Source organism: Psychrobacter sp. AOP7-B1-24 (assembly GCF_052376215.1).
Lineage (GTDB): Bacteria > Pseudomonadota > Gammaproteobacteria > Pseudomonadales > Moraxellaceae > Psychrobacter.
The window spans coordinates 23,938-49,136 of record NZ_JBQSVL010000007.1 but is presented as its reverse complement, the minus strand read 5'-3'; the positions used below and the strand labels follow the sequence as shown (position 1 = coordinate 49,136).

The following is a 25,199-nucleotide window of genomic DNA, read 5'->3' as shown; positions in this document are numbered from 1 at the left end:
AAAAAAGCACAATCCCATTCAAAGTATGGGGTTGGGCTTTTTTATGGACTCTTCTTCTGCTTATATTTATCGTCTTTACCAATCTCAATTAGTTCAGCATATATATTTTTCAATTTACTCTCTTTCACCGAAAGTTCCAAACCTACTTTATCAAACAATATACAAGTAGAAAGTATAGCGCGGTAAGCTAGTTGAAACGGATTAAAATCTAATGGTAAATCATATGATTTATATAGACTTCGAGAACCATGAACCAAGTTTGATCTGAGGTCATATATTTTGCTCAAATCACTCTTCCATCTATCTAGATCACCATGATAAGTAGCAATGGTACAAGCTATACGGTTACAGAAATTCTTTGTTATATCTTTGTCAGATAAAGTGACTAATCTTTCCATCGCAGTGACAAGTTTAATAATTTGAGTGTTTTCATTATTATCTTTTGCTGCCTCTCCAAACCAGTAGAATGCGTCAATCAAACGGTCTGCTAAGCACTCGTTGCTATTGATAGAGATTGCATGATTAGCAAGCTTGCTTATAACAGTTCCTATATCAGACTTTAAGTCTTCTTCGAATAAGCCCCAAAATCCCTTTAAATCTTCATTGAACGAATAGGATCCTTCAATCCAATAATCATCATTGCTATTAGCTATATAATGAGTAGTATCTTTATGAAAAGAATGATTCAACAATATTATTTGATCGGCTTTATAGTGATAGGATGTGGCAAAAACCCTAATAACTCCATATATGAAGTTTGCGACGCTCACTGCTCTGTGCTTACTCAGCTTACTAGAGCTCTCTGGTATAGGTATATGTAATAGACAATTGAAGCTATCTTCATTACTCTTTAAAAAGAAACGATGATGGTTATCATCGTTAACTTTGGCATAAACACTATCTTTATGAATTATCTTTAAATCTCTAATATTTATTTCTTTTTCAGGATTCAGACCAGCTGCATTAAACGGAAAAAAGTAAGTAATCTGCTTCCTACTTCTCCTTGCTCGTTTATGCGCTCTTGCGAGTAATTTCATACAACCGGGTGGATCAAAATTACTATGACTTTCTAAATGTATATATATGGAATTTTTAATTTCAGTTTCTAACGCATTTACTGTTATACCTTCAGCAATTCTATGATGCCTTTTAGCGATATTTTTTAATACTCTCTGAGCAGCTGATGAAAAATTGAATTGAATTGACGTGTAATCAATTTTACCTATGTCTTGCGGTGGTTCTTAAGAAGAAAACATGCAGTCCATATCATTGTTAAAATCACTTTTGTACAACTCAGGATCTAGTCTAAATAATTTATTGATCCTTACTCCTTCAGTTATAATGAAGTTTAAGTCCTCAATATCTTGATTAGAAGCGCTCATAAATTTATACCTTAGCCGATACAGATGATCAGCATAGCTTAATTCAAATGAATAATTTAAACACTTATACTTAACCCTTATCAGTCAACAGCTTAATTCCCAGCCCAATAAACACCACACCACTGATTCTGTTTAACATGGTTTCAATAGAGGGGTTTTCACGCAAGCGTGTACTAAACCGCGCCGCCAGTAGCGCCAAACACAAGCACCATATAAAGCCAGTAGTCGCAAAAGTCAGTCCCAGCATCAAAAATGATAGCATGCCATAAGCGTAACTAGCGTCGATAAACTGCGGGAAGAAGGCCAAGAAGAATAAAGCGACTTTTGGGTTGAACACATTGGTCAACACACCCTGCTTGTATATTTGCCAGCCATCTACAGCCTTTTGGCTAGTCACGCCTTTATCTTTGGACAAACTGTTCGCTATTGAGTTAGAGTTTTTACTCGTCAGCATCTTAAAGCCTAGATAACACAAATAGCTTGCCCCAATGTATTTGACAATCATAAAAGCAGTCGGGGAGTTGGCAAGCAACACGGACAATCCTAGCGCCGCCAATAACGTATGTACCAAAATACCCGAAGTAATGCCAAGAACAGAATAAAACCCTGCTGTTTGCCCCTGCGAAACGCTACGGGTGATGATATACATGCTATCCGTGCCTGGCGTTAGGTTTAATAAAATAGCGGCTAAGATAAACCCTAGATAATTCTCGATACCAAACATCGCAAATCCCTTTCTTTTGATAACCCTAATTTTCCATGTGTAATAAAGCTTTTATGTATTTTATAAAATGCTTATAGGGTAGATAGTAGCGAGCATTGACTGGGTTGGCAATAGAGTAAAATACTCAATAAATATTAATCTCAGAAATGATAAGACACATTTTATATTTAGCACCTGTGAAATGGATAAAACGTAAATACCTTATAGAAATTGCAGATAGGCAATACCAATTCTGATAATATATAAAGATTGGATAAAACATTTGTTGATAATGAGGATTTAAAATGAAACGTTTGGCTTGCACCGTTGCTGTATCTGTTTTGGCCACAACTGTTGGGCTAAGTGCCGCACATGCCGAAAGAGTTTGCAAAGTAACAGATCCGACTGAAACACCATTAAATATCCGCGACGAGCCTAATGGCAAGGTTATTAATAAGCTGCGTAATGATCGCGAGGTGTATGTCACAGATACCACTTATGATAATAAAAACCGTCCGTGGGTATATTTAGAAGGCTACTACAAGGGCGAATACAGGCACTGGGGCTGGGCGATTAGAGAGTTTGTCTCTTGTTATGATCGTTGATATGACAATTTACCGATTTTAGAGGATAGTCATGTGATTTATAAGTATGTGTTCTTATTTGCTATGTCTTTTTTGATTTGCTCGTGTAGCACGGGTATGAACACAGCAAACGCAGAAGCTTCTGACAGTAGTATAAAAATCGAGAAACACTCTGACGCAAATATAAGAGAAATCGAGATTGGTAAATCTTTTAGTCTAGAGAAAATTAAAAGCATGACCACGTTCGGCGGTGAGTTTAAGAAACTTTATAACGTTGAGTGTGGCGGGTTTTTTACCGAAGAAGAAATAGGCGAGAGTTACGACGAAGCGATTTATCAGTATGGCAACATGGAAGTTGATATCACAGGTGATCAGGGTGCTATCATGAAAATAGTGGGCATTCCCGACGGGCTTCATATTAGATACCATGAATTATTTTTCGATAACAACTTCAATCCCAAAAGCTTAAGCCTTCAACAATTTGAAGTTGATAAATATAAAGCGACTGCCTCAGACAACACCGTTAGTATAAAGTCCACTGATATAAAAACAGCTTACGATACGATGTATTCCATCTATGAAAAGACGAGTGATGACCTGCTATACCTAAGTTTCCTAGACAACAAGCTGGTTGCTGTTAGAGTGCTAGTGCAATGTTGATTGATATTTTTAAATAAAAACCAACAGACATAAAAAATCCCAATCACCGTATGATGACTGGGATTTTTTATTGTTCGCTTATTAGTCTGATCTGATACTAAGCAAAAGTGCTAATAAGTGACGCCGAATAGTGGCGTCCCCAGGGGGATTCGAACCCCCGTTACCGCCGTGAAAGGGCGGTGTCCTAGGCCTCTAGACGATGGGGACGCATAGAGTGTTATAACCAAAAAGGCTACAACGGTACTTCACAATATCAGATAGCTTATCTATTAATAGAACAAGCATTGCCTAGGTGCTGATATAGTCCTACTAGCGAGTATTTAAAGTTACGTTTCAGTAGTACTGAGCGTTGCTATAAATAAGTATGGTGGAGCTAAACGGAGTCGAACCGTTGACCCCTTGCATGCCATGCAAGTGCTCTACCAACTGAGCTATAGCCCCTCGCTAAGAGTGTGCGTATTTTATGTAAGAGCAGCAGCCTTGTCAACTACTATTTTAATAATAATGCAAAAATAATCAAAATAAGGGTTTTCAGGGGGTTGATAGGGCTTAATTTGGCCATTTTTAGCCCATTTATAGTTTAAATTGAGAACACGCCCTAGCAAAATATTACGGCTATACAAGATAACCGTAATATTAAAACCAGTTTAATAGCGTTATTTGTTCCACAGCCCTTTGATAGCTTCCCACTGTTGAGAGAATAAAGGATTACTGGGTTTATCGTTTTTATTACTTGTTGAGTCAGATGGCGGTAGGACATGCTCATAGTAAGTGTTTTTGAGGAGATGACGCAATATGCTTTCTCCAATAAAGCCTTTACCATCATTGAGTGTATGCGCCGCTCTCAATAAGTGACGGATATCATATTGTGAAGGATCAATATCTGGCACTTGTTTTTTGACATCAAGTAATGAGTAAACAGCAATACGAGCCGTACGGACAGAGCTTTCGACAGTAAACACCACATCGTTATTGGTTTCGACGAACTGCCCTACCAATCCTAAATTGGTACAGCCTTTGGGTACAATATCGGGACGATCACCTGTGGCTCTAGGCATAAACATTGAGGTAATATAAGGCATATATGCCGTTTTGACGATGGTATTGTCTATGACATTATCGCTCTCACTGCTGATTCCCAAGTGATAACAAAGCTCGCTTAAAATCTCGCTACCCGTACATTTAGGCATAGGTTTTTTAACATGATTGCCTTCTTTATCCATCAGTAAACTGTATACCCAAAGCACTAAGGTGTCTTTTGGCTGATCAGGGAAATGTGGTTGGCGGTTACAAGTAAAACTCATGAGCCAGTTCGAATCCGTAAAGGTAATGATGCCACCTGTTGCTGTTTTACCAGAGTAGGGGTCATTAACCGATAAGGTGTTAAGCTTATCAGTCAGCGCTGAAGGCTTGCAGGTCAATGTGGCTGACATCCAAGAAGACTGATCGACGTGAGTATTAAATTTTTCAGGATGCCCAAAGACTGTAGATTTTTTCGCTAAGTTATTCCACAGTTGCCAACCAGATGATTGACCCATGGTGTCTTTATTGAAGTCTAATTTTGGTGAGTTATTGTTATCGCCATAACGCGTGTCTTCAGTCATTGAGCCGGTGGTCACAATGACAAAGTCTTTATCCGTTATTGAGATATTGGCCGGTTTGCCTGCTGTTTGAGCGATAATGGTACGAACTTGTTTTTTCGCATTTTCGTCATCGGTACGGTTAATATCAACATCAACATCAACATCAATGTCTAAGTCGGTCACTAGCGTGTCGTATTGGAAGTTGACACCTTTTTTGATCAAGTAGTTACGTAGCGGTACTACAAAACCATCGTACTGGTTGTATTTTGGAAATACCAGTGCAGACATATCATGGAGACCACCTAAGTCCTGTAAAAACCGGTGCATGTAAAGCTTTAATTCCAGTAAGCTATGCCAGTTTTCAAAGGCAAACATAGTTCGCCAAAATGTCCAAAAATTACTGGTAAGAAAACGCTCACTAAAGTAGTCCTCAACTTTCAGATCATCCAAAGTTTCTTTACGTTTTAGTAGTAGTCGGATGATTGCTAACTGGTCTGCTTTAGCTAAGCCGAAATAGCTAAAATCTTTTATCTCACCCTGATTATGTAGTAAACGAGCAATAGAGTAGTTGGGGTCATCGTCGTTGACCATGCGATATTCATCTAACGTACTGTATGGCTCAGGCATTTCCAGTGCGGGTATGTCTTGAAATAAATCCCAAAAATTCTCGTAAGTAAACTCCATCTCGCGACCACCGCGAACCATATAACCGCTTTCTGCTGTACCCTTGCCATCCAGTGAACCACCAGCTATGTCTAATTTCTCTAAAAAAGTGATGTTTTCTGCAGGAACTTTGCCGTCTCTGATGCTGTAGTAGGCACTTGCTAGCCCTGCGATACCACTACCTACAATGTAAACCTTACTGTCTTGATAGGCGTCAGTCGGTCTGCCGATATTGCGCTGATAGTTACCGATTTTGTCCGCGAAAGGTAGGCTTTGCGAGGGGCTGTTATGAAAATAAGTGCTACTAGCATCAGGCTGATGTATAAAATTTTTGGTTTTATTATTATGATTATTTAGTGCTAAGTTTTCATTAAAGTTGTTTTGGTTATCACTCATTGCTTCGCTCCATTACGGATTAAATAAAATGAATTATTACTTCATGACAACTTAATAATACGCCTAATAGTTACCTTCTAACACTCCTGTTTTAAACTATAGTATTTACATTTGTTATCAGATTGATTTTATGAGTAATTTTAATGCTTTTGATGTGCGATGCCTGAATATCGCTAGATTTGTTAGCATGATGAGCACTAACTAGCGTGGGTTTTGCTTGAGAGCGATCTCTTTGATGGCTTTATCAGTATAAAACTCTTCTTCAGTACTATTAGAGTTACTATCAGAAAATATGATTACACAGCACTCAGTAGGGACATATTGACCGCCTTTTTCTCTGACGGTTCTGATACCTTTGAAGCCAGTAATTTCAAAATCGCTTAATTTGTCTAGATTATGCTTGGTATAACCACAGTAAGTGGTGTATATCCATTTTAAATCTTCAAAATCTTGACCTTTTGTCAGAGTAAGTTTTGCATCATAAAGCTCTTTGACGATGGCATTATAGTATTTCTGCGCTTCTTTGAGCGTGTTAAAGACATAATCTTTGCTTTCTATCGTGACGGTTTTGGCGGCCATTTTTGTTTCCAGTTAAAAGGTTTGGTAAAAGATATTTAATAGTTTAAGGGTGGTAATACCTATCAATAACAAAAAAAGGGTCAGGACTGGCCTGACCCTTCTAAATTCATAAATTTCAGCTAATCGACTGTTTAGTAGATAAGTTATTCAGCTGCCAAAAAGTCTGGCAACTCAGCAGCTTGTTTCTCTAATTTTTTTAGTTTCTTTTTACCCAGACCACCCAATACATCAACTGCATGGCGCAAGCGTGTCAAGGTCATATCAGCACCGATAATTGCCATAGAGTTCATCACTGGCGTCGATGAGCTGCTACCAGCTATAGCGATAAAGAACGGCGCCATAAAGTCACGCATCTTAATATCAAGGTGAGCCGCCAGACCTTTTAGCGTGGCGTAGATATTTTCTTCCGACCAAGTTGGCAAGACTTCTAACTGCCATAATGACAGCTGTAGCATCTCGATGATTTGCTCAGGCGTAAGTGATTTATGAGTAAAGCTCTCAGCACTGATATCAGGTAAGTTTTGGAAGTAAAAACCGCCCCAATTAACGGCATCAGACAATAGCTCGATACGTGGCTGAATCGCTGCTGCGATAGCCGTTAGCTTGTCGCTATTACTTGCCCATTCAAGGATTTTGTTTTTTAGTTGCTCAGGCGTGAGGGCACGTAGCCATTCGGCATTTAGCCAGTTCAGTTTTTCGATATCGAAGATAGGGCCGCCCAGTGACACACGCTGAATATCAAAGCTGGCAATCATTTCATCTAAGGTAAACTGCTCAGCATCATTAGGCATCGAGTAGCCCATACGGCCGAGGTAGTTTAGCAGCGCTTCTGGCAACACGCCTGCATCACGATAATAGGTGATAGAGGTTGGGTTCTTACGCTTAGACAGCTTTGATTTGTCAGGGTTACGCAGCAATGGCATATGGCAAAGGGTAGGCATCTCCCAACCAAAATATTCATATAGCAATTGATGCTTAGGCGCAGAGTTTAGCCACTCTTCGCCGCGCATAACGTGGGTGATTTCCATTAAGTGGTCATCGACGACGTTGGCTAAGTGATAAGTAGGCATGCCGTCAGTTTTGAGCAGCACTTGCATGTCGACCTGTGCCCAAGGAATCTCAACCGTACCGCGTAGCATGTCATGTACTTGGCAAGTGCCTTCGGTTGGTACATGCATACGAATGACGTATGATTTGCCATCGGCGACCATTTTGTCTGACTCTTCACGTGATAAGTTGGCATAACGGCCATCGTAACGAGGAGTCTCGCCATTGGCCATTTGTGCCGCACGCATCGCATCTAGCTCGTCACTGGTACAAAAACAGCGGAAAGCATGACCACTGTCTAGCAGTTGCTCAGCGTGTTTTTTATAGATATCGCCACGCTCGCTCTGACGATAAGGTGCATGTGGACCACCGATGTCTGGACCTTCTGCCCAATCGAGTCCTACCCAACGCAGCGCATCCAAAATCATTTGTTCAGATTGCTCAGTTGAGCGCGTTTGGTCAGTGTCTTCGATACGCAAAATAAACTCGCCGCCATGCGCTTTAGCAAAGGCTAAGTTGAATAGTGCGATATAAGCCGTTCCTACGTGAGGAAAGCCAGTCGGTGAAGGCGCGATACGAGTACGAATAGGGCGCGTTGGTGCTTGGGTCGATGTTTGCGTCATAGGAATCTCAAAGTGTTGTTATTTATAGAAGATGGCGGCGAAAAACAGTAATGACAAATATACGTGACAAAATTGAATAAAAAATACGGGTAAAACAGTAGCAGTCAAAACTGAAAAATAGCGTAAAATATAGCGCTAGTATAACAGAGAGATGGGATATTTTTAATGAAAAGCCCTTCTAGCGCTTGACTACAGATATATCCTTGCGATAATAATGCTAGACAAGACATAACTTGTTTATTTTCATCTGATTTTTACTATTACTGGCCAATATGGTCGCCATCTACTGAGTCGTTTGTGTCACTATTAAATAATAAGCCAGAAAAAAAACCACTATCTAACGTAAATCATTCTGAAACTACTGACGATACCAACGCTGACGAATTAAGTTTTGTTCATGATGCTGTGCTGCTACCAGAAACCGTCGCGGCAGTACTGGGTGTTAAATCATTGCCGAAGCAAACAGGCAATGACGACCAGAATAGCTTGAAGGTAAGCGGCATTTACGTCGATGCAACCTTTGGGCGCGGTGGACATAGCAGGTTGCTATTGAGTCAACTTGCCGATGATGCGCAGCTGATTGTTTTTGATAAAGACCCGACAGCCATTAGCGTGGCTCAAGAATTGGCAAATACTGATAGCCGCGTAAAAGTGGTTCATGACAGCTTTGCGACATTGACAGACAGCTTAGCAGCCATGGGTATCACTGAGGTGGATGGGTTAATGGCGGATTTGGGGATTTCTTCACCGCAGATTGATGATGGCAGTCGTGGCTTTAGCTTTATGCGTGATGGCGCGGTCGATATGCGTATGGATACCAGTCGTGGCCAGTCGGTCGCCCAATGGTTAGAAACAGTCGATGACGAAACGTTGGCCAATGTGCTTTATGAGTTCGGCGAAGAGCGTCACAGCCGCCGCATCGCGCGTGCGATCAAGCAGATGGACAGTTATGAGTCGACGCTTGAGTTAGCAGAAGTCATTAAAGTTGCGCACCCTAATTGGCAACGCGGCAAACATCCCGCGACTCAGAGCTTTCAGGCCATGCGAATTTTTATTAATAATGAGCTTGGCGATGTCGATGCCTTTTTAGAACAAAGCATTCCGATTTTAAAGTCAGGCGGACAATTGGCGGTGATTAGCTTTCACTCGTTAGAAGATCGCCGCATTAAGCAGTTTTTGCAACGCCATAGTAAAGGGCAATATCCAGAAGACGAAAATCTACCGATGCCGCCCAATCGCCCGCGTTACTTTAGTAAGCCTAAACGTGTGGGCCCAAGCAAAGCTGAAACCAGTCAAAACCCACGCTCGCGTAGTGCATGGCTGCGACTGGCAACTCGTACAGATATCGACTATTTACCTGTCACTGAACAATAATTTGTCACTGCACAATAATTCTTGCTTGAATAATAAGTACTGGGGCGTTTGTTGTTTCTAGCACGTGACGGGTTGTCCTAATGATTACGCAGCTGTTAAAAAGCTGTAAACATTATCTGATAGGCTCGGCAATTGCTTTCTTGTTTGTTTATATTTTGATGGTGCTGACGGCTAATGAGTTTTTTATCACTCATAGACGATTATCGCTTTTTACATTTTGAAGTTCACTTTTTGAGATCGTCATGGCAATATCTGACAAACCGACAAACCGTCGCGCTGCATCATCTTATAACCCCGATATCGGCGAATTGTTTGTTCGCCGATTTAACGTGGTTAGTATTTATGCGGTGGTGCTATTGCTGCTAGCAGCAGCGATTGTATGGAGCGGTATTAAAACTGCCGAAGGCGTCCAGCAATACCATCAGGATTATAAAACCTTGCAAGACATGAAAAAACAAGAGCGCAAGCTACAAGTTGAGCACCAACGTTTACTCATTGAGCAACAGACGTTTAGTGCTACCCCGCAAATCGCCAGCCGGGCAGTATCTGAGTTAGGCATGTTTTCACCAACACTCAAAGACAAGCTTATTATCCAACCAGGGACTGCAACTGCAGTAGTACCAGTGGTTGACGAAACGGCTGTTCCCGATATCCCAGGTGTCTCTACTACAAATGATTCAGATGTTTATGAAGCAGATGATTCGCTTGATTCTGATTCTGATTCAGTGGAGGCAGGACAATGAGTGATAAAAAATCCAATAATCCGAAAGGCAAAGGCACAGCAAAGACGCCTAGAAAAAAATCCGCTAGTGGCAAAGTCACCAAACCACTGCGTCCTGCAAGCGCGGCTAAATCTGGGCAAACCAGCAGTAAGTCTGAACGTAAAGGATCTGGCAACCGTAAAGCCAAGTTATTTGATCGTCTAAAAAAGAATGATACAGAAGGTGCTTATACCAGTGTTAAAAACCAAAAAAGCAAAAGAGGGTTTTTGGGTAAGGCGTCAGGGGCTTCTTCGCGTGGTGGCTTCGATCAGGATAAAAACCGTTTTCGTACTATTTGGGCTATTGCACTTATTATATTAGGCTTGCTGATCGCTCGAGCTTACTATTTACAAGTCGCTAATGCGCCGTTCTATCAAGATAAAGGCGATGAGCTCATCACCAGCACACGCACACAAAAATCCTATCGTGGCATGATTACAGATCGTAATAACTTACCGTTAGCCGTCAGTGCACCACTAGCCACCGTTTCTTTTAGCCCGCATGATTATGCTCGCGAATATTACGAGCTAAAACGTATTATTCTGACCAATCCTGATAGTCCGCAACTGATTGCTCGTATGCAAAAGCGCTTAGACGGTATGGATCTAACCAAACTGGCCGCGGCCGCGAATATTTCAGTCAGTAAGCTAGAAAAAGTCACTGCAATCGATGACAGTATAGATGTTACCGATGAAGCTGCTGTTAAGACAGTACTGCCTTCTGGTCCGGGATCTCATTATCTACCGCTATTGAATAAAGTTACGCCTGAGATTGCTCAGAGTGTCAGTTCGCTTGATTTTCCTGGTGTCTATGAAAAAAGCTTCTTTCAGCGTTATTATCCGCAGCCACAACCGAACTCGCAATTGCTTGGGTTTATGGGCCAAAACGCCAATGACCCTGATGGGGGCTATGAAGGTCGTGCTGGAATCGAACGTCAGTACGAAAAAGAGCTAGCAGGCGAGGATGGTCAAGTATTGGTATTAAAAGATGCCAAACAGAACAGCTTGAAAGAGATCAAACAAATTGAGCCAGAAATTCCTGGCAAAGATGTGGCATTGACTATTGATTCGCGTTTGCAGTACTTGCTCTATAAAGAACTAGAAAAAGCAGGGCGTTTACAGAAGGCACGTTGGTCGACAGGAATGATCGTTGATGTACAAACGGGTGAGGTGCTGGCATTATCGACTTGGCCATCATTTAACTCCAATAATTTGAATGAGATGACCGGTGAAAACCAGCGTAATAGAGCAGTGTTAGATGTCTTTGAGCCTGGATCAGTCATGAAGCCATTTACGGTTGCTGCTGCTTTAGATTCTGGTAAGTATACGCCGACTTCTTTAATCGATACCAATCCTGGATCTATCCGTGTACGTGGTTATACTATTCGTGATCATAATAACCTGGGCATGATTAATTTGGCCACGCTATTACAGAAATCTAGTAACGTCGCTTCTACTAAGATTGCATTGTCGCTACCAGCTGATGCTATTACCAACATGCAAAGGCAGTTTGGCTTTGGCGAAAAGACAACACTTCAGTTCCCTGGTGAAGGCAAAGGTATGGTCGTTACACCAAAAGAAAAAGAAACGGCAAGGCGCGCAACTGTCAGTTATGGCTATGGTCTACAAGTAACTGTGGCACAGATAGCGCAAGCATACTCAGCATTGGCTGCAGGCGGTGTGATGCATCCTCTGACATTAATCAAAGATGATAAGACGCAGCCAAGCAAACGTATCATGGAGCATGAACAAGCGATGTCGATTGTTCAAATGCTGGAAAGTGTCACTGAGCAAGGTGGTACAGCAAAAGCCGCCGCTATCGACGGTTATCGTGTCGCTGGTAAAACAGGAACGTCACGTCGTATCAATCCAGACGGTGGCTACTATAGCGATCAATATCGTAACGTCTTTGCTGGTATAGCACCTGCGTCCAATCCAAGGCTCGTCGGCGTGATGCTGATCGAAGATCCACGTGGTCAGATTTATGCTGGTCTGACAGTTGCTCCGGTCTTTCATAATGTCATGAAGGAAGCGCTGCGTTTGTACAATGTACCTTTAGATAAGCCATTAAAAACTGAAAATTGATGATCTTAGATGTGGGTTTATGAAGATTTTTTAATATTTAACCTTTAACTTTTTAATTTGTTTTAACCGTTTAGGATTTGCCGATGACTATCTTATCGCCCAACAATACGACTGTTACCTTGCAACAACTGATTCAATCTAGTGACAGTGGCAAACATGGTTTACAGCAGTTATCAATGGCGATAGTAGCGGCATCTAAAGCACATATAGTGATTCAAGATACATCTAACCATATGGACATGGCGATCAACATCCCATTTCAGCAGTTTCGTTTAGATAGTCGTCAGTTAGAGACAGGTGATGTATTTGTCCTGTTAAAAAGCCAGACGTCAAATGATCAAAGAAGTCGTGACTACTTATATCAAGCCGCTCAGAATGCGGCTTTTGTCCTATCAGAAATAGATCCTGTCATATTACTCGCTATGATTGATGACCCTAGCGAGCAGCAGTCATTAGCCGCGTTACCTTGTCCTGTATTGTATGTATCGAATATCCGCGATTTTTTAGGTGATTTGATTCAAGCGCGTTTGCAATATCAGCAACCAGTCGATTTACCCGATGTCGTTGCAGTGACAGGCACCAATGGTAAAACCACTATTAGTCAATTGGTAGCACAATTAACACAGCTGACGGGCATGAGTAGTGCCGTGATGGGGACAGCAGGTAATGGTCGACTTGGTGCTCTGCAACAAGCCAGTCATACCACTGGTGACGCCTTGGCTGTCCAGCAATTCTTATATCAAATGGGTTCAGAGAATGCTGAGATATTAGCCTTGGAAGCCAGTTCGCACGGGTTAGATCAGCAGCGCTTGCAAGGCATGCCAGTGTCTGTGGCGATTTATACCAATTTGAGTCGCGACCATTTAGATTATCATGCTGATATGGCAGAATATGCAGCGGCAAAGGCCAAGCTTTTTGATAGCAGACATTTTCCTGATTTGACCCATGCCATTATCAATATTGATGATGAGTATGCACAGGTAATGATCGATACAGCAAATGCCAGCGGTCTAACGGTCTGGACTTATAGTTTAGATCCATCAAAAACAGCAACTTTTGTAGCGACTGAAATCAAACCGAGCTTACAAGGTGTTGAAGTTTGTTTGTGTGCTGATTTTGGTGATGAACACCAAAGCCGTACAGATATTATTAGTCCACTATTGGGACGTTTTAATGTGGCAAACTTGCTTGCTGCTATTGGTGCCGTGGTTGCTTTAGGAACTGATTTGGAGCGTATTGCCACAGTGGTTCCAAAGTTACAAGGCGCTGTGGGTCGCATGCAGCGAGTGCCCTCGAACGACGGCTGTTTTATCGTGGATTATGCGCACACGCCTGACGCGTTGAGCCAAGTACTAGCCAGTCTGAAAACGCATTGCAAAGGACAGTTGTGGGCCTTGTTTGGCTGTGGGGGTGATCGTGATGCGGGCAAGCGTCCATTGATGGCGCAAGCAGGACTATCAGGTGCAGACCAGGTCATATTGACAGCGGACAACCCACGTACTGAAGACCCTAATGTAATTTTGCAAGATATGCAGGTGGGAATGAGCGCTGAGCAATACCAACGCACCCATATCGAACCTGCTCGTCAAGCAGCAATTGAATATGCCGTCTGTCATGCAGCGGCTGACGATATTGTCGTTATCGCTGGTAAAGGTCATGAAACCTATCAAGAAATAAACCATATTCGTTATGATTTTGATGACAGTGTTGTATTGCGGCAAACACTAGAGCAAGCCGGACGAGCATAGCAAGTTGGCATATGTCTCAATATTTTTGACGGCCTCATCAGTATCTGAAGATTTGATTTTTATAAAAACTAAGTAGTCATCATATAAGGTAATCACTATGACAGCCGACGACGATAATACCATTCAGGCACAAGGGCTGTATGTCTGGCAAGTGGATAATTTACTTGCCGCGACAGCATCGCTTGATGGTCATTGGCAGCTATCACCAGAAAAAATAAGCGCAGGGCGGACAGTACTATCAAAAGATGCGGTCAGTAGTAACCGTATTGCCACTGATACCCGTACGATAAAAGCAGGTGATATATTTTTAGCGCTCAGCGGTGATAACTTTGATGGCCACGATTATATCGATTTGGCTGCATCAAAAGGTGCAGTGGCGGCTATCGTATCGAGGCCTATCACTATCACCGATTCAAATAGCATTCCACAGCTGATAGTGAATGACACTCGTCTGGCGTTAGGGCAGTTGGCTGCCTATCGTCGTCAGCAGCATACTGACCTCACAGTGATTGCGATTACAGGATCTAGCGGTAAGACCACCTGCAAAGAGATGCTTGGTAGTATCTTTGGCAGACTGGCGCCAACGCTGATTACTCGTGGTAATTTAAACAATGACTTGGGTGTGCCGATGATGCTCCTTGAGCTGTCGGATCACCATCGCTATGCGATCTTAGAGTTGGGTGCTAACCATATTGGTGAAATTGCTTATACGACTGAAATTGTTCAGCCTGATGTGGCTTGTATCTTAAATATCGGTACTGCGCATTTGGGTGAGTTTGGTAGCCGTGAAGGTATTTGTCAGACCAAAGCGGAGATTTATAGTACATTAACCGATGCTCAGTTTGCCATCGTGCCTGATAAAGATGACTTTACCAATCAATTGCGTCGTATCGCTGAAAAGCATACCTCACATGTGATTGGTTTTGGTAACACGAGTGTGAGTGCAAGTCATTTAGATGTTGAGCCTGAACGCAGTGAGTTTAAGCTACACATTGGTAACCAAGTACAGGATATCACTTTGCCGTTAGCAGGCGAGCATAATGTCAATAATGCTTTAGCAGCTGCAGCATGCGCGCATGCCTTAAATATCGCGGTAGACGATATTGTCATTGGGCTTGAAAATGCCCGTCCAGCCAAAGGTCGTTTGAACAGTCAGCTGCTCGGCATGCATCGATTGATTGACGACACTTATAATGCCAACCCACATTCAGTCCGTGCAGCTGCCAAGGTGTTGGCGGCGCAAACAGGGACGCAAGTCATGGTTTTAGGTGATATTGCAGAACTGGGTGATGCGGCAGTTAGCGAACATCAAAGTTTGGGACGTACGATAGCGACTACGGGTATTGATGCTTTACTGTGTGTGGGTGAGTATGCGCCTTATACTGTAGCAGGTGCAAAAGAGATTTCTGATATCAGTGCCCATGCATTCGCTGATAAAGACAGTTTGTTGCAGTACTTACAGCCATATTTACAAGCGCAACAGGCTCAGCCTTGTACTGTGTTGTTTAAAGGCTCTCGTTCCATGCAGATGGAAACACTTATCAATGCGCTAGTCGAGGAGTAGGCGGTGTTAGTTTGGTTGTTTGGCTGGCTTGGCCAGTATTATACGCCGTTTTCTGCGGTTTCTTCATTGACGCTACGGGTGTTACTTGCGGTTGTGACCGCGCTTGCCTTTAGTATGATGTTTGGTGGGCCGGTCATTCGGCATCTACGAGCATTGAAATATGGTCAAGCCATTCGTAATGATGGTCCACAATCACATTTGGCCAAAACTGGTACTCCGACTATGGGTGGGGTATTAATTTTGAGCGCAATTGGTGTATCGACACTGCTGTGGGCACGTTTAAATAATCCCTATGTGTGGATTTTACTCGTGGTTATGGTTATCTTTGGTGCGGTGGGTTGGGCAGATGATTGGCTCAAGATTAAATATAAAGATCCCAAAGGTCTCATCGCGCGCAAAAAATATTTTTGGCTGTCGATGGGCGCTCTATTCGTTGGAGGGTCTTTATACTACATAGCCACGCTACAGCCAGATATCAATACCACGCGTGAGATGCAGGATTTGTTGATTCCTATCTTTAAAGATTGGGTGATTCCGTTTTCGGCAGTGCCATTCGGTATTGGCTTTATTATCTTTACCTACTTTGTAATTAATGGCGCATCCAATGCTGTCAATTTAACCGATGGCTTAGATGGTTTGGCCATCTTGCCAGTAGTTTTAGTCGCTGCAGGTTTGGGGGCTATGGCTTATGTATCAGGTGACGTACGCTTTGCCGATTACTTGCATGTGCCTTATATCGCTTACAACTCTGAGGTGATTATCGTCTGTGGCTCGATGGTTGGGGCAGGGCTTGGTTTCTTATGGTTTAATGCGCATCCGGCACAAGTATTTATGGGTGATGTCGGTGCGCTTGCCCTTGGCGCGATGCTAGGTACGATTGCGGTGATGACTCGCCAAGAAATCGCTTTTGCCATTATGGGCGGTCTGTTTGTCGCTGAAGCATTGTCAGTCATGCTACAAGTTGGCTCGTATAAGCTGCGCAAAAAACGCGTCTTTCGCATGGCCCCATTACATCATCATTTTGAAGAGATTGGCTGGAAAGAAACCCAAGTGGTTACTAGGTTTTGGATTATCGCTATTATCCTTGTGATTCTAGGACTCATGACCTTGAAGCTACGTTAAGCTTAAAGCTACGTTCATACGTTTGTTATGATTGATATAAATTGAGATTTTTTACTCAAAAGCCACTTCAAATCAATTTGAGGTGGCTTTTTTATTGGCTGCTTTGTCACATTTCTTATCTTAGCTTTTATCTTATGTCTTATCTTAGCTTTTATTACTTAGCAAGCGTGATTTTTGGTAAAATATGCAATATATTGCTATGACTTTGAGATGCTTGTGTCTTTGTTTATTTGTCCGCTTTGCCAGTCACCTTTAACACCTGCTGCTGATACGTGGCGCTGTGATGGTAGCCTAAACCCAAAGCAAACCAATCACCCGTTTGATGTGGCGCGTCAGGGTTATGTCAATCTGCTACCAGTCCAGCAAAAAAAATCGAAAGCACCTGGAGATAGCCAAGCATCTATTGAAGCGCGCAAGCGATTTTTGCATGCGGGACATTATCAGCCGTTAAATGATTTGATTTGCCAAAAAATGCTAGCGTTATTATCGTCAATTGGGCAGGTGAATTGGTTGGATATTGGTTGCGGTGAAGGGTATTACACCCAGTCGATGGCACAATTGGGTTCGGATGTTATGGATACGCTCATCGCAGCAGATATCAGTAAGCCTGCCGTGATGGAGATTGCTAGAACCAGTAAAGCTGAAAGCAAACTCTGGTATCAGCAGGATAAAGAGTCAGCTACTCAGTCGACCGCTATTTACCCATTGGTAACCAGCGCAGCGCACTTACCGTTACGCGCAGGTAGTGTGACAGGTATCAGTAGTATTTTTAGCCCTATTTTGCCAGAGGCTTTTGCTGAAGTGTTGGCTGATGATGGCTATCTGATCATTGCCAAACCTGATGTCGGGCACCTAGCAACGATGCGTGATGCACTGTTTGATGATGTGCGTGAGCATGACTCTGATAAATTTCTGACAGAGTTGTCACCGTATTTCACGCTATTAGATACTCATCGTATCAATACAGAACTGACGCTATCAGCAGGTGATTTGGCTGATTTAATGACCATGACCCCTTATGCGTATCGTGCGCGTAGCGAAAAAAGACAAGCGCTTCTGATAGCAGTGAAGGAGAACGCATTTAATACTGAGGCAAAATTTGTGGTTTATGTTTTGCGAAAAATAGCCGATAAATAGGCGCTTATCATATACAAACATACCGTACTGATAATGCAGTTAGCATTAGTACTCTCCCAATAGCCAACCACTCACAAAGGCAAAATACTCGCGGAACCACGCATTATAGCGAATGGACAAAGGCGTAGGGCTAGCGACGGTGATAGGTTGCTGATAACCTTGATGCTTAGCAATACTGGCTGCACGAATGGTATGAAAGTCACTAGTAACGATAGCGATAGGCTCAGCGATAGATAGCCCTTTTTCTTCTAATATACTTTGGCTATTGGCTAAGTTTTCCTCTGTACTGGTGCTTTTGCCTTCTTGTGATATGCGTTCAAATTCGATGTTGTGTACTTCGTGCAAGTACGTTGCCATAATATCCGCCTCGCTACGAGTACGCTGAAAACCAACGCCGCCGCTGGTTATCACCACTGCATTTGGCTGTGACTCTATCAGCGGTACAGCCGTATCCAATCTTTTGGCGAGGGTTGGTGTGGGCTTGCCTGCGACTGTTCCTGAACCCAATACGATAATGGCTGCAACGCTAGGTGCAGGCTGCTGACTGAGTTTAATCTGTTGCTGTAAGGAGTAGATAAATACTATAAAGCTGATGAGCCAAATCACGAATAATCCCCACAGCGCATACCATAAACGATTTAACCAAGGGCTTCGGCCAAAAAACTTGCGAATGGCTTGCCAAAATAGTCCATGAGCGACAAATACACTACCCACTAAAAAAGGCACTACCGAGCCAAAATTGATTTTACCGACAGCCATTAACGCCACGCAATCAACAATAATCACGAGACCAATAACGGTCAAAACGGTACGAGTAGTGGTAAGTAGGATTTTGGACATAGATAAAATACGCTTGTATGTAGATAATCAATATATTGGATAATAGTTTTAAAGGTGTCAAATCTTAGATTAGCACAGTCGTATATTACTATAGATGGATAGATTATGAATTTTGTTCATTACACCTGAATTTTTCAGGGTGTCATCAATTAGTGCAAAAAAAGAGCTCACCAAATTGGGAGCTTTTTTTTTGAACGATATTTATAAACCACTATTGAAGCAATCTCTAGCGATGCATACCACGGACAGGATAGTTGTTTTCTGGGTTTCTAATAAATTCCAAGCCACCAGCGAGGACTTCTAGGTCTGGACGGGCAAATGGGGCATTTGAGATATCGAGGATTTGAATATTCCCTTCTGCATTGATAACGAACAGACCAGGTTCAGCGAATGGATGGTTGGTTTCTTTCTCTGAGCGTGGGTCAGAGATGTATAAACCTAGCGTGTGCATTTGCTCAACGGTTAGACCGTAAGCGATAGGGAAGTTAATATCGAGCTCTTCTAAATGCGTGTTTAACTGCTCTTTGCTATCACCCGATACGGCGATAATATCAACGCCTACCTTAGCAAACGACTCTTTGATAGATTCAAGCTGAGTGAGGTATTGAGTACATTTTGGGCAATGTTTACCGCGATAAATGACGACCAGTTTCCAGTCATGACCGTTTTCAGGCGTCCCTAATGGCTTAACCTCACCATTTAGCATGGTTACGTTTATATCTGGGAATTTTACGCCAGCATGAAGCTTTTGAGTATAGTCTGTTGACATTGTTTTTATCCTTGTCGTTTTTATTAAAAAGCCGTACATATTGAATTTGATTGATCGTTCAATATGATGAGTACCGATACTACAAATAAATGCTTAATAATGAAGTTGGCTTTTTGTTAGTGAGTGCAAGGTTTTATGGCTGTCGGTATATTTTTTATGTTTAATCTTTTCTCAAAATTATGACGCGTCCTAGATTCTATGTATTCACACATTATTTATTAGTAAATATTATGGTTTGAGTGCTGTTAGCCGATGGCTGACTCAATATCACCTTACTCGCTAAGATATCGCCTTTGGCATTGATCTTATAACATTCTGATGAAGTGCCGTTAATATCAGCGCTTGATAATAGATTGTCTGATGTTTCTATGCAGAACCATGCTGTGTTATTGGTGTCTTTAGTGAGAGACCAGTCTTGGTTATACGTCGCTATCTGGTTATTCATACTGCTATCAGTATAAACATTTTCAGTAACCAGCTTACTTGAGTCGCCCACAGTCGCCATCTTAGGAATGGTGGCCGTCTGGGTTGATAGTGAGTATTGGCCCGTACTATCTGTGAAGCCATGGAATACTAATGGGTTTAGAGTAAAGTAGTTAATAGCCACCGATTGATCAGTAATTTGGTTGTTCACTTTATTGATCGCATTAACTTCGGCACCTTGTACCCTTTTATCATTGAACCGCATACTGCCTTTAGGGATGACTTGAATGTTTACTGAGACGTTTTGATTGCCTACAACGGCAACCAATTGCTCACTACGTTGTTTGGTATAGATATTGAGCATCGCAGTTTCAACAGGATATTGTGTGACTGTATTTTCAGCGCTGTTGTTATCATTACCAGTGTTATCCATGGGTGTATTGATTGTGACACAGGCGCTTAAGCTGAGTCCTGCTGCAATACATAATCCTAGTGTTTTCATAATCTAGTTCCTCGGTTTGTCTTATCAAATATTATAGATGTCTACTATAATTGAATTTTTGAGCAATGACATCTGCGATGTAGAGTAGCCTATGCTATCAATTAGCTTATCTAATAAAGACTATCACCAAGTATATTCTCATAGCTGTCATAAACTTGGCGTTGTCTCTCATTGCCTTCTTTATCGATAATAAGCTCAGTCACCTTATTACCTTCCAAGTAAACGGTAGCCAAGCCATTGTTGAAATAGCTGTTATCTGTATATAAAAATACATCACCCACATCAGGCTGAACTTCGTCATACTGCGGTTCAATAATAACTTTGCCAGTGCTATCGATAAATCCCCATTTTAAACTATCATTTTCTCCCACACCTATTGCTGATAAGCCTTCAGAGAAACTTAATGCTGCATCCCATATAGGCAAAATGACTGTTTTGCCCTTAGTATCTATAAAGCCAACCTTATCACCATCGGTCAGTCGAAAAGTGGCTAAACCTTCTTTGAAATTGCCTAGATTCTCATAGCGAAAATCAATAACAGTATCACCATTATAATCAATTGCACCAAATTTTCCGTCCTTCAACACCGTTGCTAGTGCATTCGAAAAATCACCTGCATGATTATAGAGATAAGGAATAACCAGATTGCCTTGCTTGTCCATATAGCCCCATTTGTCACCTTTAAACGTGGCAACCAGACCTTCGCTAAAGTTCCGAATGTCAGGTACGAAGTCAAAAAAGATAGGGTGAATAACAGATATTGCGACCTCACCTTGCATGTTGACATAACCGACAGTGTCATAACCGTGTGTCACATAAGCCATGCCGTCATAGAACTCACCGCAGTGATCATAGATAGCAGGGGTGATGATACGTCCTGTATGATCTTTGAATCCGCAGGTATCATCATGGTCTTCTACCGATTTATAATAGGTAATGGGCAAGTTAAGATCTGCATCGCGTGCTCTGTCACCTGTGAAAGCGGATGAGCCATCTGTTATGGTACTGGAAGTTTCTAACGGTAAATGGTTATTTGAGGCTTCTGCTTCTGTACAGTTTATTAAGAAAGCTAATAATGTACACAATCCTATGACTTCCATATCAATCCTTGTCAGTCGCTATTATTGACTGTTATAACTTATTTTCTCAATACCGTTATCTGATAGGTAGGTGTCTATGAACTTATTACTCAATAGATCCCCTTGAGCATTGATTAGATAGCAGTCTGAGCTTTTGCTATGAGGATCTCGTGTTACTGGGTTAGCTAAAAGGGTTATGCAGAACCATGCGGTATCTATACTGGCACGTGATAGTGACCATGTCTGGGTGTAGCTATCGACCAGTGCGTCTTGCTCGCTACTGTTATAGACATTCTCAGTAATAAACTGACTAGACTCGCCTACAGCAGCCATCTTAGGCATACTAACAGCTTGATTAGCTACGGAATATAGCCCTAGATTGTCGGTAAAGCCATAGAACTTTACAGGGTCTAGGGTGTAGTAGTTGACGGATATTAGCTGCTGATCAGTGGTGCCATCTGATTTGGTGGTATAAGTAGTTTCGGCACCTTGTACTTGCTGATTGTTGAATGTCATTTTCCCTTTGGGAACGACTTTTATTTCAAGCACTGTATTTTGATTGTCATTAGCTTGTATCAGTTTATCAGTACGCGCTTTGGTGTAAATATTCAGCAGGGCGGTCTCAACGGGGAATTCAATCATAGTTTGCCTGCCACTATGACTTGTTATTTCCGTATTCGTACTTGTGGCACATGCTGTTAGCGTTAATGCTACTGCTATGTATAATCCTAATATTTTCACTTATGACTCCTTACCATAAAATATTTGATGTTCGGTCTAAATCCCTTTGCCACCAACGGTATCTATTGCATACTGACTAAAACTTTTACGCAATAATTTATGATCAAGTCCTTTCTCTTCTGCCAAGATTTTTATAACTTTATTTACAGATATGGATGATTTTATAGATATAAAAATAGGGTAGATTAAGACACATAGCAATATTAAGCTTAATCCAATAAATAGTTCTTTGGTTTGCCATGAATTGAAGAACGCTTGAGTAAGTCCATAACCTGCCATAACCGTAAACCCAACAATCCGCAGCTGTTTTTCTTTTTCTTGATAGTCTTGGTAGGTATTTAGCCAGATCTCTAACTCTTTTTTGGATATTAATTGTTCCACGTTTATAAGTTTTGTGTTATCTCTAATCATCAATGGTCTTCTTTCTATTTTAGAAAAACTAATCAACAAATGTTACACTATTTTAAGAGAATTCCATAATTAAATACTAAATCAACACAACACGTGAAGTGTACGGCAGTAAAAGAAATTGAACGGGAATATTTTGGACAGCAGTAGATAATAAGTAGAGACTGAAAGTCTTACTTTTAAAAGGTCTAATGGGTACTTAGGACAGGGTAGTACAAGATAGGAAAACTGATGCTTTGATTAAGCAGAATAAGATTGGCGGTGAAGGAGGGATTCGAACCCTCGATACGCTATTAACGCATACACACTTTCCAGGCGTGCGGTTTCAGCCACTCACCCACTTCACCGTTTTTTGACTGGCTCAGTATAGCGGATACTGTTTAAAATGTCATCACTTACACCTTATCTTTCTTTATTTGCAAGCGCCTGCTAGGATAGCGTATCCGTAATAACAAGCACAGATGGTTGAAAGTTGAATGATAAGTTTTGATAGGCTTAAATATAGTTTTAAAAACAGCGTCATCATGGCCGTGATGACGGCTGCTGTTAGTATAGCTTCAGCACATGCTGATGATTTTACCCAGTGTAGTGAGTCTTTTTATGGTGGTGTTTATCCCGAATTTACCAATGATAAACTCAGCAACAAGACACAAGAGCTATGCATGGACGGCTTTGCAGTTATGTATTCAGGGGTATCACGCACACCACTGTGGTCGGCAGAGCATTTAGACCGCAAGCGACTACAGCAAGCCGAAGAGATTGACCGCGAAGACAGCTTTCACGAAGAAAGTAAGTTACCAGATTCAGCACGTGCTTCGTTATCAGACTACTCAGGCTCTGGCTATGATCGTGGACATTTAGCGCCCAATGCCGACATGGCCAATCGCAGTCAGCAATATGACAGCTTTAGTTTGGCCAATATTGCACCGCAGTCACCGCGCAACAATCGTTATATCTGGCGCAATATCGAATCAGCGACCCGTTATATGACCCAGCAATATGGTGAAGTGTATACGGTTACAGGGGTTGCCTTTACTGACAAAAAAACCAAGCAGCTCGCTGATCGTGTGCTTGTACCCAGTCATTTTTTTAAGGCCGTCTATATTCCAGCGACCAATCAAGCAGGTGTGTACTACGCACCAAATGATGAATCAGAGCGTATAGAAATTATCAGTGTTAATGAGTTGGCTAGTGAAATTGGTATTGATGTATTACCCGTGCTTGACTCGCAAACTAAAGCACAAGCCTTTGATTTGCCATTAAAAGCTGGTGATAGCTCGGTTCTCCCTGCTGCTGAGCCAGAAGAAGAACCTACTTGGATGCTATTTATTTGGGAGATTATTAAATGGCTTCTGGTACAGTTACAAGCGTAGAGCACCTAAATGAAGGGGTGTCATACTGAACAATAAAATGCTATTAATAGGAGCGGTGACCACATGATTGAACCATTTGCTAACAATCACCAAAGTATGCAAATTGGTGACCTTGTCATAGAAAATCAAAAAGACAAAATCATCATTTACGGTGATATCGATGTGACTTTCGACGACACTGGATATCAACAAGCGAAGCAGTTACATGAGCTGACTACTAAAATTATGCAAGCTTTTGAAGACAATCGCTTTTATAGTAAGAGTGAGAACAAGTCAAAAGAAAATGATGACCAATCAGATAAGGATATAGACAATCCTTTTTTATAACTATTTGATATAGTTTTATTTTTATGGGAATTATAAACTATAAAAAATTACTAGGCAAAATACAAAAATTGCTTATAATGAGGCAAGGCAGCGCTTATTTTTGCTAAAAGCTGTTTAGTAAATATAATTCAATAAGTAATAATGGCTGTTTGCTTTCAATTAATCTCAGAGCGCAAAGCTTGTAAGAAAAGATTCTAGCAAAGGATAGGCGTAGAATAGCAGGAACATAATGTTTCGAGCAATCATTGTATGAAGGGAGTCAATCTATGAAATTTTTTACAAAAACCACATTAGCCGTTGCAGGTATTAGTTTAGCCAGTATGGCATTTGCCGCTGATCCGCTAGCCAATACGACTTGGCAAACGTTTGATGAAGGCAAGCCAAAAGGCACCGTAAAAATTACTGAATCAAATGGCGTACTAACTGGTACACTTATCGCGACTAATTCATCGACAGGCAAAAAATATGTTGGTACGAGAGTCATTAAAGGGTTGAAGGCTGATGGCGGTGGTAAATATAGTGGTGGTACAATCACTGATCCTGAGAAAGGGAAAGACTATCGTATGACTGCAAGCTTAAAGGGTAGTACCCTAAGTCTAAAAGGTTATCTTGGTCCATTTTCACGCAGTCAAACATGGAAAAAGAAATAGTCTAGCTTAGAGCCTTTTTATCGATAGTAGGCTCGAGCAATAAAAAATCCCGCAACACCTTTTGGTTATGCGGGATT

23 protein-coding genes and 3 tRNA genes are annotated in these 25,199 nt (G+C 41.7%); 12 read left to right on the top strand and 14 right to left on the bottom strand.

What is annotated here, in order from left to right; genetic code table 11:
• Nucleotides 1-41: 41 nt before the first annotated feature.
• Together ACT3QP_RS02810 and ACT3QP_RS02805 are read right to left on the bottom strand one after the other, a co-directional pair.
• On the bottom strand, nucleotides 42-1,037 hold the full coding sequence (locus ACT3QP_RS02810) for a hypothetical protein (protein WP_444524398.1): 996 nt from the start codon (nucleotides 1,035-1,037) through the stop codon (nucleotides 42-44).
• A gap of 415 nt (nucleotides 1,038-1,452) precedes the next feature.
• The gene (locus ACT3QP_RS02805; protein ID WP_444524397.1) at nucleotides 1,453-2,106 is read right to left on the bottom strand and encodes a LysE family translocator; all 654 of its coding nucleotides are present in this window, start codon (nucleotides 2,104-2,106) and stop codon (nucleotides 1,453-1,455) included.
• 284 nt (nucleotides 2,107-2,390) lie between these two features.
• On the opposite strand from ACT3QP_RS02805, the gene ACT3QP_RS02800 reads away from it, so the two are divergent.
• The gene (locus ACT3QP_RS02800; RefSeq protein ID WP_444524396.1) at nucleotides 2,391-2,690 is read left to right on the top strand and encodes a hypothetical protein; all 300 of its coding nucleotides are present in this window, start codon (nucleotides 2,391-2,393) and stop codon (nucleotides 2,688-2,690) included.
• Between the two features lie 96 nt (nucleotides 2,691-2,786).
• Complete coding sequence (locus ACT3QP_RS02795) at nucleotides 2,787-3,329, top strand: hypothetical protein (protein WP_444524395.1); 543 nt, start codon at nucleotides 2,787-2,789, stop codon at nucleotides 3,327-3,329.
• 131 nt (nucleotides 3,330-3,460) lie between these two features.
• On the opposite strand, the gene ACT3QP_RS02790 is transcribed toward ACT3QP_RS02795, so the two are convergent.
• The 5 genes from ACT3QP_RS02790 to gltX form a co-directional block, all read right to left on the bottom strand.
• Nucleotides 3,461-3,536, bottom strand: a tRNA-Glu gene (locus tag ACT3QP_RS02790).
• Between the two features lie 158 nt (nucleotides 3,537-3,694).
• Nucleotides 3,695-3,770 (bottom strand) — tRNA-Ala (locus ACT3QP_RS02785).
• 215 nt (nucleotides 3,771-3,985) lie between these two features.
• The gene (locus tag ACT3QP_RS02780; RefSeq protein WP_444524394.1) at nucleotides 3,986-5,971 is read right to left on the bottom strand and encodes an oleate hydratase; all 1,986 of its coding nucleotides are present in this window, start codon (nucleotides 5,969-5,971) and stop codon (nucleotides 3,986-3,988) included.
• A gap of 201 nt (nucleotides 5,972-6,172) precedes the next feature.
• The gene (locus tag ACT3QP_RS02775) at nucleotides 6,173-6,550 is read right to left on the bottom strand and encodes a hypothetical protein (protein WP_444524393.1); all 378 of its coding nucleotides are present in this window, start codon (nucleotides 6,548-6,550) and stop codon (nucleotides 6,173-6,175) included.
• 143 nt (nucleotides 6,551-6,693) lie between these two features.
• Nucleotides 6,694-8,220: a glutamate--tRNA ligase gene (gene gltX / locus ACT3QP_RS02770; RefSeq protein WP_444524392.1), complete on the bottom strand. Its 1,527-nt coding sequence runs from the start codon at nucleotides 8,218-8,220 to the stop codon at nucleotides 6,694-6,696.
• 297 nt (nucleotides 8,221-8,517) lie between these two features.
• On the opposite strand from gltX, the gene rsmH reads away from it, so the two are divergent.
• The 7 genes from rsmH to ACT3QP_RS02735 all read left to right on the top strand — a co-directional run bounded on the left by rsmH (nucleotide 8,518) and on the right by ACT3QP_RS02735 (nucleotide 18,010).
• Complete coding sequence (rsmH, locus tag ACT3QP_RS02765) at nucleotides 8,518-9,594, top strand: 16S rRNA (cytosine(1402)-N(4))-methyltransferase RsmH (protein ID WP_444524391.1); 1,077 nt, start codon at nucleotides 8,518-8,520, stop codon at nucleotides 9,592-9,594.
• A 242-nt stretch (nucleotides 9,595-9,836) separates the two neighbouring features.
• On the top strand, nucleotides 9,837-10,337 hold the full coding sequence (gene ftsL, locus ACT3QP_RS02760) for a cell division protein FtsL (protein ID WP_444524390.1): 501 nt from the start codon (nucleotides 9,837-9,839) through the stop codon (nucleotides 10,335-10,337).
• Nucleotides 10,334-12,439, top strand: coding sequence for a peptidoglycan D,D-transpeptidase FtsI family protein (locus ACT3QP_RS02755; protein WP_444524389.1), 2,106 nt, complete (start codon nucleotides 10,334-10,336; stop codon nucleotides 12,437-12,439). Before ftsL ends, ACT3QP_RS02755 begins: the two co-directional genes overlap by 4 nt.
• Nucleotides 12,440-12,522: 83 nt before the next feature.
• A complete protein-coding gene (locus ACT3QP_RS02750; RefSeq protein WP_444524388.1) occupies nucleotides 12,523-14,187 on the top strand; it encodes a UDP-N-acetylmuramoyl-L-alanyl-D-glutamate--2,6-diaminopimelate ligase in 1,665 nt (554 codons plus the stop codon).
• Nucleotides 14,188-14,284: 97 nt separating this feature from the next.
• The gene (locus ACT3QP_RS02745) at nucleotides 14,285-15,751 is read left to right on the top strand and encodes a UDP-N-acetylmuramoyl-tripeptide--D-alanyl-D-alanine ligase (RefSeq protein WP_444524387.1); all 1,467 of its coding nucleotides are present in this window, start codon (nucleotides 14,285-14,287) and stop codon (nucleotides 15,749-15,751) included.
• Between the two features lie 3 nt (nucleotides 15,752-15,754).
• Nucleotides 15,755-16,873 (top strand): phospho-N-acetylmuramoyl-pentapeptide-transferase, encoded by a 1,119-nt coding sequence (gene mraY, locus ACT3QP_RS02740; RefSeq protein WP_444524386.1) that lies wholly within the window; start codon nucleotides 15,755-15,757, stop codon nucleotides 16,871-16,873.
• A gap of 210 nt (nucleotides 16,874-17,083) precedes the next feature.
• On the top strand, nucleotides 17,084-18,010 hold the full coding sequence (locus ACT3QP_RS02735; protein ID WP_444524385.1) for a putative RNA methyltransferase: 927 nt from the start codon (nucleotides 17,084-17,086) through the stop codon (nucleotides 18,008-18,010).
• Between the two features lie 45 nt (nucleotides 18,011-18,055).
• Here ACT3QP_RS02735 and ACT3QP_RS02730 read toward each other — a convergent pair whose 3' ends face one another.
• From ACT3QP_RS02730 to ACT3QP_RS02700, 7 genes are all read right to left on the bottom strand, one after another.
• Complete coding sequence (locus ACT3QP_RS02730) at nucleotides 18,056-18,850, bottom strand: YdcF family protein (protein WP_444524384.1); 795 nt, start codon at nucleotides 18,848-18,850, stop codon at nucleotides 18,056-18,058.
• Between the two features lie 226 nt (nucleotides 18,851-19,076).
• On the bottom strand, nucleotides 19,077-19,619 hold the full coding sequence (locus ACT3QP_RS02725) for a peroxiredoxin-like family protein (protein ID WP_444524383.1): 543 nt from the start codon (nucleotides 19,617-19,619) through the stop codon (nucleotides 19,077-19,079).
• Between the two features lie 211 nt (nucleotides 19,620-19,830).
• The gene (locus ACT3QP_RS02720) at nucleotides 19,831-20,544 is read right to left on the bottom strand and encodes a hypothetical protein (RefSeq protein ID WP_444524382.1); all 714 of its coding nucleotides are present in this window, start codon (nucleotides 20,542-20,544) and stop codon (nucleotides 19,831-19,833) included.
• A 110-nt stretch (nucleotides 20,545-20,654) separates the two neighbouring features.
• Nucleotides 20,655-21,644: a WG repeat-containing protein gene (locus tag ACT3QP_RS02715; RefSeq protein WP_444524381.1), complete on the bottom strand. Its 990-nt coding sequence runs from the start codon at nucleotides 21,642-21,644 to the stop codon at nucleotides 20,655-20,657.
• A 21-nt stretch (nucleotides 21,645-21,665) separates the two neighbouring features.
• Nucleotides 21,666-22,265 carry a hypothetical protein gene (locus tag ACT3QP_RS02710; protein ID WP_444524380.1) on the bottom strand — a complete coding sequence of 200 codons (600 nt, stop codon included), beginning with the start codon at nucleotides 22,263-22,265 and terminating at the stop codon, nucleotides 21,666-21,668.
• A 135-nt stretch (nucleotides 22,266-22,400) separates the two neighbouring features.
• Nucleotides 22,401-22,775 (bottom strand): hypothetical protein, encoded by a 375-nt coding sequence (locus ACT3QP_RS02705; protein ID WP_444524379.1) that lies wholly within the window; start codon nucleotides 22,773-22,775, stop codon nucleotides 22,401-22,403.
• Between the two features lie 253 nt (nucleotides 22,776-23,028).
• Nucleotides 23,029-23,119 (bottom strand) — tRNA-Ser (locus tag ACT3QP_RS02700).
• Between the two features lie 177 nt (nucleotides 23,120-23,296).
• On the opposite strand from ACT3QP_RS02700, the gene ACT3QP_RS02695 reads away from it, so the two are divergent.
• The 3 genes from ACT3QP_RS02695 to ACT3QP_RS02685 all read left to right on the top strand — a co-directional run bounded on the left by ACT3QP_RS02695 (nucleotide 23,297) and on the right by ACT3QP_RS02685 (nucleotide 25,122).
• On the top strand, nucleotides 23,297-24,145 hold the full coding sequence (locus tag ACT3QP_RS02695) for a DNA/RNA non-specific endonuclease (protein ID WP_444524378.1): 849 nt from the start codon (nucleotides 23,297-23,299) through the stop codon (nucleotides 24,143-24,145).
• 63 nt (nucleotides 24,146-24,208) lie between these two features.
• Nucleotides 24,209-24,472, top strand: coding sequence for a hypothetical protein (locus ACT3QP_RS02690; protein WP_444524377.1), 264 nt, complete (start codon nucleotides 24,209-24,211; stop codon nucleotides 24,470-24,472).
• Nucleotides 24,473-24,738: 266 nt separating this feature from the next.
• Complete coding sequence (locus ACT3QP_RS02685) at nucleotides 24,739-25,122, top strand: DUF2147 domain-containing protein (protein WP_444524376.1); 384 nt, start codon at nucleotides 24,739-24,741, stop codon at nucleotides 25,120-25,122.
• Nucleotides 25,123-25,199 lie beyond the last annotated feature (77 nt).